Below are 11730 nucleotides of genomic sequence, written 5' to 3'. Positions count from 1 at the left end.
AGATGACGAACGTCGGCCGCTCCGGCTTTGGCCTTGGTTTCGCGATCGCCGCCGCGCTGACGTTGCTCTCCGCTCCCGCAGGTGCCGAGGAGCGGGTCGTCAATTTCTACAACTGGTCCAACTACATGGCGCCTGACGTCCTTGAGGCCTTCACCAAGGAGACCGGCATCAAGGTCGTCTACGATACCTTCGACGCCAACGAGACGCTGGAGACGCGCCTGATGGCCGGCAAGTCCGGTTATGACGTCGTGGTGCCCACCGCTTATTTCCTGCAGCGCCAGATCAAGGCCAATATCTTCCAGAAGCTCGACAAGTCGAAGCTCCCGAACCTCGCCAATGCCTGGCCCGTGGTGACGCAGCGCCTCGCCACCTACGACCCCGGCAATGTCTACGCCGCCAACTACATGTGGGGCACGACGGGCATCGGCTACAACATCGCCAAAGTGAAGCAGATCCTTGGGGCTGATGCGAAGATCGACAGCTGGGACATCGTCTTCAAGCCGGAGAACCTCGCCAAGTTCAAGGACTGCGGCGTCCACATGCTCGACTCCGCCGACGACATCTTCCCGGCGGCGCTGAGCTGGCTCGGGCTCGATCCGAACTCGACCAAGCAGGCGGACCTGGAAAAGGCCGCCGATGCCGTGGCGAAAGTCCGCCCCTCCGTACGCAAGTTTCACTCGTCCGAATATCTAAGCGCGCTCGCCACCGGCGAGATCTGCTTCGTGGTCGGCTGGTCCGGTGACATCATGCAGGCCCGCGCCCGCGCCGCGGAAGCCAAAAGCGGCGTCGAGATCGGCTACACCATTCCGAAGGAGGGCGCGCAGATGTTCTTCGATAATCTCGCGATCCCCGCCGACGCCAAGAACGTCAAGGAAGCCTACGAGCTGATCAACTATCTCTACCGGCCGGACGTCGCCGCCAAGAACTCGGACTTCCTGTCCTACGCGAGCGGCAATCTCGCGAGCCAGAAGCTGGTCGATCCGAAAATCCTTGATGACAAGAACATCTATCCGGACGAGGCGACGCTGGCAAAACTGTTCGTCATCACGGCGCGCGAGCCGGCGACGCAGCGGATCATCAACCGGCTCTGGACCAAGGTGAAGACGGGGCGGTAGTAGCGCCTGTCATTGCGAGGAGCGAAGCGACGAAGCAATCCAGACTGCTTCCGTGGAACGATTCCGGATTGCTTCGCTGCGCTCGCAATGACGGAGTATTTACCGCCACCTTCTATGCAGCCACAGCCACTGCTCGGGATGTTCTCGTACCCAGCTTTCCACCACGCTCGTGATCGCCTGCGTGGTGCCCTGGATGTCGATCCTGCCGTCGGCATCGCGCACCGGCGGGATCTCCTCGGTGAGCTCGCCGCGGAAGCGGCCGTCGGGCAGGCGGATGATGCGCACGCCGTGGATTGGGCATTCGACCTGGCGCAAGAGGCGCGCCAGCATCGGATTGGCGCGGGTCTTGCGGCCGAAGAACGTGACCTCGACGCCGGCTGTCAGATACTGGTCGATCAGCATGGCGACGTGCTTGCCGTCCTTCAGCGCCTGCGCGAGCCGCAGCGGCGCGTCGCGGCCGGCCGGGATCAGCGTGCCCATGTTGACCTGGCGCATCTCCTGGATGATGCGATCGGCCGAGGCGATGTTCGGGCGGCGATAGAGAATCGCGGTGTCCAGGCCATGCGCGACCGCGGCGAGCGCCGGCAATTCCCAGTTCGCAAGATGTGCGGCGAAGATCAGCGCCGGCTTGCCGTCGTCGCGGATCTGGTCGAACAGCTCGATGCTGCGCGGGGAAATCTCGATGCGACTCTTCTCGGGGACATCGCGGGCGTAGTCCCAGACCTGGTCGATATGGGCGAACTCGGCGCCGACGCGGCCGAGATTGTCCCAGACGCCCATCAGGATCCGTTCGATCTCCTCCGGTGACTTCTCGGGGAAGGCGGCGGTGAGGTTGGCGCGGCCGATGCGGTGCTCGCGCAGGCGCGGCCCGATCAGCTTGACGGCACGCGCGAAGAAGTCCGAGGTCTTGGCCGGATCGAAATAGCGCGTGGTGCGCAGCATCGCGACGGTCGCGGCGCCGATCAGGCTGCCGCCGAGCGATTTGGCAGCCTCCCGCGCGCGGGCCTTCGTGCTCGCAGGAAGCAGCGCCATGCGTCGGGTCAGGCCGGTTCGCGGGTCAGGATCAGCGAAGCGTTCTGGCCGCCGAAGCCAAATGAGTTCGACATCACCGCGGTCACGCGCGCATCGCGCGCCTTGTTGCCGACGACGTCGAACAGGATCGTGGGATCCGGATTGTCGTAGTTGATGGTCGGCGGAATGCGCTGATGCTCGAGCGTGAGCAGCGAGAAGATCGCCTCGACTGCGCCGGCGGCAGAGATGGTGTGGCCGACCATCGACTTGTTGGAGGTGACCGGAATCTTCTGCGCGAGCTCGCCGAAAACGGCCGACGTCGTGTTGAACTCCATCTTGTCGTTCTCGGGCGTCGCGGTGCCGTGCGCGTTGATGTGGTCGATCTGATCCGGCGTCATGCCGGCATCGGCCAGCGTCTTGTTCATGCAGCCGATGATCGGCTTGCCGTCGGGCGAGGAGCGGGTGCGGTGGAAGGAATCGGTGAGCTCGCCGCAGCCGGCGATCACGCCGAGGATCTTTGCGCCGCGCGCGGTCGCGGCCTCGTAGCTCTCCAACACCAGCGCGCCGGCGCCTTCCGCCATGACAAAACCGTCGCGGTTCTTGGAGAAGGGACGGGAGGCCGCCTGCGGCGGATCGTTCTGGGTCGACAGCGCCGAGAGCAGCGAGAAGCGCACCAGCGCTTCCGGGTTCACGGTGCCGTCGGTCGCGACGCAGAGCGCTGCGTCCGTCTCGCCGCGGCGGATCGCCTCGACGCCGAGCTGGATCGAGGTGGCTCCGGACGCGCACGCCGTCGACAGCGAGATCGGCGAGCCCTTGGTGCCGAAGGTCTCGGCAAGATAGGCGGCAACCGAGCCGAACATGAAGCGATGATGATAGGCGCTAAACTTGCCGCCGCCGGAGATGCGGAGCAGATCGTCATAGGTGATGTCTTGCTGGCCGACGGCGCGACCGAGCTCGCGACGCTGCGGCCATTCAACCTCGACCGGCGCCACCGCGAGGAAAAGCGGACCCGGGAAATCGGCCTTGGCGCCGATGCCGGCTTGCTCCAGCGCTTCCTGCGTCACCAGCTCGGCCATCCGCTCGGACAGAGCGGTGGAAGAGAACGGATCGGCGCTGACGAAATCGACCGTTCCGGCCATCGTGGTCTTGAGACCGTCGATCGGAAAACGCGTGATCGTGCGGATACCGGATTCGCCGGCGACGAGCTTTGCCCAATTGTCGGATTTGCCGGCGCCGAGCGAGGTCATAATGCCCATGCCGGTGACGACGACAACGGGACGCCCGAGTTTGTCGCGTGGTGCAGTCATGTCGATCCCCGCTTGAGCTGATTAAACCGCCTCGACCAGCGCCATGCCTTCGCCGCGCCAGTGTCCGGCTCCCACCACCACGATCTGGGTGGGCGCGCCCTGCATTTCAATCTCGGTCCCCGTGGAATCATTCGGCGGGAACAGCGCTCCGCGCGAGATCGACAATGCAGCGAGGGCAATGCCGAGCGGAAATTGCGTTTCCATGGCGTGGCCGAACACCGTGCCGGTCGAGCGCACCGGAAAGTCGGCATGGTTCTTCAGGAAGTCGCGCTCGTCCGAGGTCGCAGGCTCCGCCCCAGTCGCCCCGGTGATGATCGCGCCCTTGCGCTCGCGCCTGGGCAGCTTGTCCCACAGTTTCTCGAGCGTCGCGGTCATGTCGCCGGGCTGCTTGCGTTTGGCGAGGTCGGCGACGACGCTCGACAGCTTTGCGAACGGCTTGGCGCCGCGCGCTTCCGCATGCGCCTTCGATTCCAGCACCAGGAAGGCGCCGGCCGAGCCGAGCGCGAAGCCGGGATGGTCCTTGCGCGCCCACACGGGCGCGAACTTGTCCTTCAGGTTGAAATCGCCGAATTCGTAGAGGACGAGCAAGTCCTTGCGCTCGCCGTTGTGCGATCCGCCGACCAGCGCGATGTCGCTCTCGCCCGAGGCGATGCGCGCGAGCGCGATGCGGGCGGCATCGGCGCCGGCGACCTCTTCGCCCATGAAGGTGCGCGAGGTGCCGCCGAGACCGTGCACGATGGCGATGTTGCCGGCAAGCAGGTTGGAGAGCTGGGCCAGGAACAGCGTCGGCCGGAGATCGCTCATCAGCCGTTCGTTGAGGAAGCCCGGCGCGTTGGCGCCCTTGGCCTCGGCGGTGAGAATGCCGCTGTCGACGTTGATGTCGCGCTCGCCGCCGCCCGCGGCGACCACCATGTCGATCTTCGACAGGATGTCCTTGTTGCCTTTGATTCCGGCGGAATCGAGTGCAAGCCCGGCGGCATAGGTGCCGATGCGCTGCCAGGCTTCCATCTGGCGCTGGTCGCCCTTCTTCGGGATCTGGCTGTCGAAGGAAACGGGCATCAAGGGATGCACGATGTAGGGCGCAAAGCCCTTCTCGTCGACATTGATGCGCTTTTCCTGGAGCGCGGCCCAGTTGGCGTCGAGGCCCTCGCCGAGCGAAGTGGCGAGCCCAACGCCGGTGATCCAGACCTCGGTCTGGCCCGGCTTCAAAGCGGGAGTGTCAGTCATGACGATACGGCCTGTTGCGGAAATCCGACGCGCTTGGCGATGGCGTCCATGTGGGAGCGCATATCCGCATTGGGGAAGGGAATCAGGGTGAAGGTGAGCGCCGCATTCGCGCGCAGCTTGCCGCCGACCCGGATCTTGGCCTCGGTCATGGCATAGCCGGAGCCTTCATGGGTAAGGCTGGCCTCGATGCTCATGAGATCGCCGGGGAAGACCGAGCCGCGGACCTTGGCCTCCCTCACGGCGGCCAGGATCGGCATCCGTTCGAATCGGAACACGCCGAGTTGAAGCCAGCCCGAGGCCTGCGCCATCGATTCGATCAGGAGCACGCCCGGCATCAAGGGATAACCCGGAAAGTGCCCCTCGAAGATGGTGCTTTCCTGCGGGACCTGCGCTTCGACGACGATCGTCTTCTCGTCGACCTTGAGGTCGACGATGCGATCGATCATGTGGAAGTATTCGAGTTGCATGACTGCGCCCTTAGGCGCTCGCGCCCTTGGCCGCAACCAGTTCGTCGATGCGGGCGCACAGGTTCTTCAGCACGAAATATTGCTCGGTGGTCGCCTTGCCGTCGTTGACCTCCTGAGTCCACTTCTCCAGCGGCAGCTTGATGCCGAACTGCTTGTCGATCGCGAAGGCGATGTCGAGAAAATCGAGGCTGTCGATGCCGAGATCATCGATGGCATGGCTATCCGGCGTGATCGTGTCGCGCGGGATGTCGCAGGTTTCAGCGATGATCGTGGCGACCTGATCGAATGTGGATGACATCACTAAGCCTTTGATATATTGTAGGTATTTGTCAGATTGTCCAGAGTGGCACGGTGGCTGGGCATCGCGCCCCTGATGACGCCCTCAAACCCCCCTCTGGCCGGGTCGAAAGCCCGTATATCGGAGCGCCGCCTTGAGTTCAATGGAGCCGGGCAGGCCTCCGGGGGCAGCATCGGACGTAGCTGGGGATGCCGGCTGGGTCCGTCCGCCGCGAGGTTCGTGCCGGGCCGGTCCCTAAATATGCGGCGTTGTGATCTTGACGCAGTCGCGGCGGCCCATCAGCACGCAATCCTGGGTCCGGCGCAGGTCGGCGATGCTGACCGCGAGCCAGATCCCGATCGCCGTCAGCGCGATGGTGAAGGCGAGCGCTGCGATGTTGGCAAGCATGCGCTGCCGGTAATTGTCGGGCTCGGCACGCGGCTGCTCGTAGCGTGACAGGTCCAGCCGTTCGGGCGTGCCGCGGAGCGGTTGCACGGAGCCATTGCCGCGCTGGACCCTTGGAGAAGGCGGGGTGCGCGGCCTGAACTGGAGCACCCGGTGCTCCTCATCAGAGCTTATGGGCCGCTGATTGTTCATGGGGCGGGGATCACTCCGAAGCAGCGATCTAGATAGCATAGGTGAGGCACGCGTTGCAGTAAATCTTTGCAATGCCAGGATGCATTTGTGCGTTCGTACTATTTTGCGCATGGACCGGTGTGCCGCGATCCAGCAACGGGCCATCGTGTCCGTCGCGAGCGTTGCGCTGCAACGCGGGCATAGCGACAGCCATTGAGGACGTCTTTTTTACCGGCTGGTATCGACTTGTGATCTGCGCGTCTTCCGAACGGATTTTGCCACCGCGGGACCCGTGGCATAGTCGCGGGAACCCGAACCCGTTAGTTGCATGCCAGGGGCCTTCGATCATGACCACGACCAACGCGCGCGAGCCGAGAGTGCATCCGGTTCCGATCCTGTCGCTCCGGCCGACGCAGATGACGGTCGGCATGCGCGAGGTCAAGGAGAAGCGCAAGCGCTGGCGCGAGCATGGCAAGAAGAAGCAGGCGGATCTGCTCGGCAAGCACATGATCCCCGTCGTTTACGGCCCCGACGCGCGCTACTACGTGATCGACCATCATCACCTCGGCCGCGCACTGCACGATGAAGGCGTCAAGGAAGTGCTGGTGACCGTCGTCGGCGATCTCAGGATGGTGGAGCGCGAGGCGTTCTGGGGCGTCATGGACAACAAGCGCTGGGTCTATCCTTACGACGCCAAGGGTGAGCGGCGCTCGTTCCGCGACCTGCCGAAATCGGTGGCCGACCTCAAGGACGATCCGTTCCGCAGTCTTGCCGGCGAATTGCGCCGCATGGGCGGCTTCGCCAAGGACACCACACCGTTCTCCGAATTCCTGTGGGCCGACTTCCTGCGCCGGCAGGTCTCGCGCAAGGCGGTGGAGGCCGATTTCGATAATGCGCTCGAGAAGGCGATGGCCGCGGCCAGAAGCAAGAATGCGATCTATCTGCCCGGCTGGTGCGGCCCGGCGGACGACGACTGAGGGTATTCACGTCAGTCGCGCTGGAAGATCCTGGCGCCGGGATAGGCCCGGCGGGCGTAAGTGACCACCAGCGCGCGGTCCTGGGTATCCAGGAAGGGCGTTCGGATCTGGCTCGATCCGACGATGAGATGCCACAGGCCATTGAGCTTCTGGATCACGATCTTCATTTGCGTAGTCCTCGATGACTCCCATTTCACGAATGTTGCTCGTCGCCGCAGTGCCTAGGACAGCGCTCGCGGGTATCAAATTCCCAATACGGCCGGCGCTGCAAAACACGTCCACCCTTGTTAGTTGGTTACGGATTGCGCCCAGATAAGCCGGATCTCATCACAGCCGCTTGAGCGAAATCAATTTCCGCGCCCACGAAACCGTCCTGAAACAGAGCCGTCCCATCTCTATGGGGTAGTCGAGCTCACACAGGAGGCGAACATGCGCCGTCTGGCTTTCGTAGTTGGCTTGCTCGCGGTCGCTTCGGCGGGAATCTCTGCATCCTTCGCCGCAGTCCACCACGCCAAGACGTTGACGTTCGCGGAGCGCTTTGCTCCGGCGCTCGAGCTGATGGCGAAGCGCTAGCCGCATACGCCTCGCAGCCGTGAGCGATGCAGCGGCTGTTCGCTGCTGGGCGGACATCACGTCGCAGTCGCCGACCGATGATGGCCGGGTCAGGCTTGACCTGTCGCAAACCTGCCTCGCCCTGACCGGCTAAGGTCTGCCAGCATGGTTGCAGAGACAGCGTTGCGCCCCGATGGGAGGGCCCCGGGCTCCAAGTCATGCAGATCTTGTCATGCAGATCTTGGAGGCACGACCATGAGCGTCATCTTTCGCATCCTCTTTGTCCTCGCCGGCGCGATCACGGCGCTGTTCGTTGCGCGTGACGCGCTGAACTTCACCATCATCCAGACTTTCGTCGCCGTCCTGCTCGCCACCGCAATCGTCGGTGCCGGCAGCTTCTGGAGCCTGCGGCGGAAACCGTGAGCGAGGTGCAACGCGGAGGTGCGGCCGGTCTGAGTGAGACCGAGGCGCGGGCGAGGCTCGCGGCAGACGGCGCCAACGAACTGCCTCGGCCGGAACGACGCAGTCCGCTGCGCATCGTGGTGGAAGTGCTGCGCGAGCCGATGCTCCTGCTGCTGCTCTGCGGCGGGCTGATCTACCTCGTGCTCGGCGATCTCAAGGAGGCGGTGATCCTGCTGGCGTTCGGGGCGATGTCCATCGTGATCACGGTGGTGCAGGAAACCCGGACCGAGCGCGTGCTGGAAGCCTTGCGCGACCTGACCAGCCCGCGGGCGCTGGTGGTGCGTGACGGTGCGCGCCGGCGAATTGCCGGCCGCGAGGTCGTGCAGGGCGACCTTCTCGTCCTCGGTGAAGGCGATCGCGTTCCCGCCGACGCCGCGCTCGTCGAAGCGCGGGACCTGCAGATCGACGAGTCCCTGCTGACCGGCGAGTCGGTGCCCGTCCGCAAGAAGACCGCCGACAAGGTCACGGCGGCCGCTCACCGGCCCGGCGGCGAGGATCAGCCATTCGTGTATTCCGGCTCGCTCGTCGTGCGCGGCGAGGGGTTGGCGCTGGTCGAGGGCACCGGGCCGCGCAGCGAGATCGGGAAGATCGGGCTGTCGCTTCGCGGCCTGCAGGCCGAGCCGCCGCGGCTTCAGCAACAGACCGCAAGGCTGGTGCGGCTCTGCTTCCTCGGCGGCGCCGTGATCAGCCTGGCCGCGATTGTGCTCTACGGCGTCTCGCGCGGCGACTGGCTGCAGGCGCTGCTGGCAGGCGTCGCCATCGGTATGTCGATGCTTCCGGAAGAATTCGGTGTCGTGCTCACGGTGTTCATGGCCATGGGTGCGTGGCGGATTTCGCAGGCCCGCGTCCTGACGCGGCGCGCCGCCGCCATCGAGGTCCTCGGCTCAGCAACAGTCCTGTGCACCGACAAGACCGGAACGCTGACGCAGAATCAGATGTCGGTCGCCGAGCTGCGCCTGCTGGACGGCGCGCGCCTGCGCGCGGAGGCGTCCGGACCGGATCAGGTCGGGCGCGAATTCGCAGAGCTGGCGCGCTGCGGGGCACTGGCAAGCTCTCCGGAGCCGTTCGATCCGATGGAGAAGGCGCTGCATTCGTTCGCGCGTGGTGTCCTGCGGGACGGCGACGCGATGGATGGCGAGCGGACGCTGGTGCGCACCTATGGTCTGCGCCCCGAGCTGCTCGCCATGACCCAGGTTTGGCGGACAGCCGGAGCGGCGGACCTCATCGCATGCGCCAAGGGCGCGCCGGAGGCGATTGCGCGCCTGTGCAGGCTGAACGAAGCCGATCGGGAGGCCGTGCAAGCTGCCGTCGGGGCAATGGCGAAGGACGGGCTCCGGGTGCTGGGGATGGCGGTTGCCGTTTGCGATGAGGCTTCCCTGCCGGCATCCCAGGAGGCTTTTGTATTTCGTTTCGTTGGCCTGGTCGGGCTTGCCGATCCGTTGCGGCCTCATGTTCCGGAGGCGGTTCGCGAATGCCGTTCGGCCGGCATCCGCGTCATCATGATCACGGGCGACTATCCGGCGACCGCCATGGCGATCGGCTTGCAAGCCGGGCTCGACATCAATGAGGTCGCGACCGGGGAGCAGGTCAAGCTCGCGGACGACAGCGAGCTCGAGGCACTCGTCAGGAAGGTGAACGTCTTCGCGCGGGTTCTGCCGGAGCAGAAGCTGCGGATCGTCCAGGCGCTGAAGCGCAGCGGCGAGATCGTTGCGATGACGGGCGACGGCGTCAATGACGCGCCGTCGCTGAAGGCCGCCCATATCGGAATCGCGATGGGTGGCCGCGGCACCGACGTCGCTCGCGAGGCGTCCTCGATCGTCCTGCTCGACGACGACTTCAGCTCCATCGTCGCATCCATCCGCCTCGGTCGCCGGATCTACGACAATCTGCGCAAGGCCATGGCCTTTATCTTTGCCGTCCACGTGCCGATCGCGGGTCTTGCGCTGCTTCCCCTGGTGTTCGGGCTGCCGCTGGTGCTCGGCCCGGTGCACATCGCCTTTCTGGAGCTGATCATCGATCCCGTCTGCTCGCTGGTGTTCGAGGCCGAGCGGGAGGAGCGCGACGTCATGAAGCGTCCGCCGCGGCGTGCCGATGCGGAGCTGTTCTCGTGGCCCCTGATCGCCTGGAGCGTTCTGCAAGGCACGATGGCCTTCGCCTTGATCGCCGTGATCTTCGTCGCAGCGCTTCGTTCCGGCCTTCCGCCCGAGGAGGCTCGCACCCTCGCATTCATCGCGCTCGTCGTCTGCGTCCTCGCGCTGGTGCTGGTCAATCGATCCTTCAGCGCATCGTTCTTGTCCGCCTTCTTCCGTCCGAACGCGGCATTGCTCTGGATCTTCCTCTTGATTGCGCTCGTTCTCGCCACAGCCTTGTTCTGGCCGCCGGCCTCAGGCCTGTTTCGCTTCGGTCCCCTGCATCTTGACGATTTGATGATCACGCTCGGCGCGGGAGTGCTGGTGCTCACGGCGCTCGAACTGCTGAAGCCGTTTTGGGGCCGACGGTTGCGATTCTAATCGCTCTCCCGCTGACCCGAGCTCGGCGAGGTCTCCGTCCGCTGAGGATCTTCCTTGCCGCCAAGCATACGATGCAGCCGGCGCTCGAGGCGGCGGCCAATCGTCAGCAGCACGAAGGCCAGCGCCAGGGCGACGACGACGATCTTCCATTGTCCGGCGCCGCAGACGATGCCGAGGCAGGCGGCAAGGAAAGTGCAGGCGGCGCTGGTGAGGCCTCGAACGCGAAACCCGGTGCTTTGGTGCACGATGACGCCGGCGCCGAGAAAGCCGATGCCGGTGAGGATGCCCTGGATGACACGGCTGGCGGCGTCGACGACCCTGGCCGGTTCGGCGAGCTGCAATGCGAGCAGAACCACGCTCGCGGTGGAGAGCCCGACGATGCCGAGCGTCTTCAGCCCGATCGGCTTGCCGTGCAGGTCGCGGTTGAGGCCGATCGCGCCGCCGGCAAGCGTGGCCGTGCCGAGGCGCAGCAGGATTTCGGGCCAATCGAGCTCGGTCATGGCGCCTCGATCACGTCTTCGGCAGGCGGCCCATCAGATAGAACTCCTCGTTCGGCCGCATGCCCGTGAAATTCGCCAGCCGGTTCGACAGCGCGAAGAAGGCGGAGATCGCGGCGATGTCCCAGATGTCGTCGTCGCTGAAGCCGTGGGGCGCGAGCGCTACGAAATCATCCTCGGAAATCCGCTGCGCGTCTGCCGAGACCTTCATGGCGAAATCGAGCATCGCCTTCTGCCGCGGCGTGATATCGGCCTTGCGGTAGTTGATCGCGACCTGGTCGGCGATCACAGGGTTCTTGGCGCGGATGCGCAGGATCGCGCCATGGGCGATCACGCAATATTGGCACTGGTTGGCCGCCGACGTCGCCACCACGATCATCTCGCGCTCGGCCTTGGTGAGGCCGCCGTCCTTCTCCATCAGCGCGTCGTGATAGGCGAAGAAGGCGCGGAACTCGTCGGGGCGATAGGCCAGCGTCAGGAACACGTTCGGGACGAAGCCGCTCTTCTCCTGCACGGCAAGGAGGCGCGTGCGAATGTCGTCGGGCAGGGTGTCGAGGGCGGGTGCGGGAAAGCGTTGCGCGGCGGTCTTTGTCATGGGCATGGGTTCCGGCTTGGGGGGCGGGAACCATAGTCGATGCGTGGGGCGGGCTCAATCTGCCGGTCCGAAGCGGCCGCGACAAAGGTGTCAGGTGGGAACGACGTTCCATCCTCCGTCATTGCGAGCGCAGCGAAGCAATCCCGAGTCCCCCCGG

Annotated in this window: 14 protein-coding genes; 5 read left to right on the top strand and 9 right to left on the bottom strand. The window is 65.0% G+C overall.

Features of this window, described 5'->3' with window-relative positions; translation table 11 throughout:
• Window positions 1-2: 2 nt before the first annotated feature.
• Window positions 3-1115, top strand: a complete 1113-nt coding sequence (locus I6F20_RS09200) for a polyamine ABC transporter substrate-binding protein (RefSeq protein ID WP_036022311.1) — start codon at window positions 3-5, stop codon at window positions 1113-1115.
• Window positions 1116-1214: 99 nt separating this feature from the next.
• On the opposite strand, the gene I6F20_RS09195 is transcribed toward I6F20_RS09200, so the two are convergent.
• The 6 genes from I6F20_RS09195 to I6F20_RS09170 all read right to left on the bottom strand — a co-directional run bounded on the left by I6F20_RS09195 (window position 1215) and on the right by I6F20_RS09170 (window position 6001).
• On the bottom strand, window positions 1215-2147 hold the full coding sequence (locus tag I6F20_RS09195) for a lipid A biosynthesis lauroyl acyltransferase (protein ID WP_036034424.1): 933 nt from the start codon (window positions 2145-2147) through the stop codon (window positions 1215-1217).
• Between the two features lie 8 nt (window positions 2148-2155).
• On the bottom strand, window positions 2156-3433 hold the full coding sequence (locus I6F20_RS09190; protein WP_036001392.1) for a beta-ketoacyl-ACP synthase: 1278 nt from the start codon (window positions 3431-3433) through the stop codon (window positions 2156-2158).
• Between the two features lie 21 nt (window positions 3434-3454).
• Window positions 3455-4660, bottom strand: a complete 1206-nt coding sequence (locus I6F20_RS09185; protein ID WP_225125845.1) for a beta-ketoacyl-ACP synthase — start codon at window positions 4658-4660, stop codon at window positions 3455-3457.
• On the bottom strand, window positions 4657-5127 hold the full coding sequence (locus I6F20_RS09180) for a 3-hydroxyacyl-ACP dehydratase FabZ family protein (RefSeq protein ID WP_225125843.1): 471 nt from the start codon (window positions 5125-5127) through the stop codon (window positions 4657-4659). The genes I6F20_RS09185 and I6F20_RS09180 overlap by 4 nt, the downstream gene beginning before the upstream one ends.
• A gap of 10 nt (window positions 5128-5137) precedes the next feature.
• Window positions 5138-5425 (bottom strand): acyl carrier protein, encoded by a 288-nt coding sequence (locus I6F20_RS09175; protein ID WP_007592476.1) that lies wholly within the window; start codon window positions 5423-5425, stop codon window positions 5138-5140.
• 234 nt (window positions 5426-5659) lie between these two features.
• Window positions 5660-6001: a hypothetical protein gene (locus I6F20_RS09170; protein WP_036001385.1), complete on the bottom strand. Its 342-nt coding sequence runs from the start codon at window positions 5999-6001 to the stop codon at window positions 5660-5662.
• A 326-nt stretch (window positions 6002-6327) separates the two neighbouring features.
• Here I6F20_RS09170 and I6F20_RS09165 point away from each other — a divergent pair, with 326 nt between their 5' ends.
• Entirely contained in the window at window positions 6328-6957 is a 630-nt protein-coding gene (locus tag I6F20_RS09165; protein WP_225112808.1) for a ParB-like protein, read from the top strand.
• A gap of 11 nt (window positions 6958-6968) precedes the next feature.
• Here the strand turns inward: I6F20_RS09165 and I6F20_RS09160 are convergent, their stop codons facing one another.
• Window positions 6969-7124: a hypothetical protein gene (locus tag I6F20_RS09160; RefSeq protein ID WP_165637160.1), complete on the bottom strand. Its 156-nt coding sequence runs from the start codon at window positions 7122-7124 to the stop codon at window positions 6969-6971.
• Window positions 7125-7386: 262 nt separating this feature from the next.
• Here I6F20_RS09160 and I6F20_RS09155 point away from each other — a divergent pair, with 262 nt between their 5' ends.
• The 3 genes from I6F20_RS09155 to I6F20_RS09145 all read left to right on the top strand — a co-directional run bounded on the left by I6F20_RS09155 (window position 7387) and on the right by I6F20_RS09145 (window position 10481).
• Window positions 7387-7530 carry a hypothetical protein gene (locus I6F20_RS09155; protein WP_167361652.1) on the top strand — a complete coding sequence of 48 codons (144 nt, stop codon included), beginning with the start codon at window positions 7387-7389 and terminating at the stop codon, window positions 7528-7530.
• Between the two features lie 234 nt (window positions 7531-7764).
• Complete coding sequence (locus I6F20_RS09150) at window positions 7765-7932, top strand: hypothetical protein (RefSeq protein ID WP_167361653.1); 168 nt, start codon at window positions 7765-7767, stop codon at window positions 7930-7932.
• Window positions 7929-10481 carry a cation-translocating P-type ATPase gene (locus tag I6F20_RS09145; protein ID WP_225125841.1) on the top strand — a complete coding sequence of 851 codons (2553 nt, stop codon included), beginning with the start codon at window positions 7929-7931 and terminating at the stop codon, window positions 10479-10481. Before I6F20_RS09150 ends, I6F20_RS09145 begins: the two co-directional genes overlap by 4 nt.
• On the opposite strand, the gene I6F20_RS09140 is transcribed toward I6F20_RS09145, so the two are convergent.
• Window positions 10478-10981, bottom strand: coding sequence for an MgtC/SapB family protein (locus I6F20_RS09140; protein WP_036001373.1), 504 nt, complete (start codon window positions 10979-10981; stop codon window positions 10478-10480). The two genes, I6F20_RS09145 and I6F20_RS09140, sit on opposite strands and share 4 nt — an antisense overlap.
• Window positions 10982-10991: 10 nt before the next feature.
• On the bottom strand, window positions 10992-11573 hold the full coding sequence (locus I6F20_RS09135; protein WP_057029295.1) for a peroxidase-related enzyme: 582 nt from the start codon (window positions 11571-11573) through the stop codon (window positions 10992-10994).
• Window positions 11574-11730 lie beyond the last annotated feature (157 nt).

The organism is Bradyrhizobium sp. IC3123 (genome assembly GCF_020193625.1).
GTDB lineage: Bacteria > Pseudomonadota > Alphaproteobacteria > Rhizobiales > Xanthobacteraceae > Bradyrhizobium > Bradyrhizobium yuanmingense.
The sequence above is the reverse complement of the archived record's forward strand: the minus strand, read 5'-3'. Positions and strand labels throughout refer to the sequence as shown.

Excerpts from the sequence above, each read along its gene's own strand:
- I6F20_RS09200 (WP_036022311.1), top strand. The coding sequence starts at position 3 with ATGACGAACGTCGGCCGCTCCGGCTTTGGCCTTGGTTTCGCGATCGCC.
- I6F20_RS09195 (WP_036034424.1), bottom strand. The coding sequence starts at position 2,147 with ATGGCGCTGCTTCCTGCGAGCACGAAGGCCCGCGCGCGGGAGGCTGCC.
- I6F20_RS09190 (WP_036001392.1), bottom strand. The coding sequence starts at position 3,433 with ATGACTGCACCACGCGACAAACTCGGGCGTCCCGTTGTCGTCGTCACC.
- I6F20_RS09185 (WP_225125845.1), bottom strand. The coding sequence starts at position 4,660 with ATGACTGACACTCCCGCTTTGAAGCCGGGCCAGACCGAGGTCTGGATC.
- I6F20_RS09180 (WP_225125843.1), bottom strand. The coding sequence starts at position 5,127 with ATGCAACTCGAATACTTCCACATGATCGATCGCATCGTCGACCTCAAG.
- I6F20_RS09175 (WP_007592476.1), bottom strand. The coding sequence starts at position 5,425 with ATGTCATCCACATTCGATCAGGTCGCCACGATCATCGCTGAAACCTGC.
- I6F20_RS09170 (WP_036001385.1), bottom strand. The coding sequence starts at position 6,001 with ATGAACAATCAGCGGCCCATAAGCTCTGATGAGGAGCACCGGGTGCTC.
- I6F20_RS09165 (WP_225112808.1), top strand. The coding sequence starts at position 6,328 with ATGACCACGACCAACGCGCGCGAGCCGAGAGTGCATCCGGTTCCGATC.
- I6F20_RS09160 (WP_165637160.1), bottom strand. The coding sequence starts at position 7,124 with ATGAAGATCGTGATCCAGAAGCTCAATGGCCTGTGGCATCTCATCGTC.
- I6F20_RS09155 (WP_167361652.1), top strand. The coding sequence starts at position 7,387 with ATGCGCCGTCTGGCTTTCGTAGTTGGCTTGCTCGCGGTCGCTTCGGCG.
- I6F20_RS09150 (WP_167361653.1), top strand. The coding sequence starts at position 7,765 with ATGAGCGTCATCTTTCGCATCCTCTTTGTCCTCGCCGGCGCGATCACG.
- I6F20_RS09140 (WP_036001373.1), bottom strand. The coding sequence starts at position 10,981 with ATGACCGAGCTCGATTGGCCCGAAATCCTGCTGCGCCTCGGCACGGCC.
- I6F20_RS09135 (WP_057029295.1), bottom strand. The coding sequence starts at position 11,573 with ATGACAAAGACCGCCGCGCAACGCTTTCCCGCACCCGCCCTCGACACC.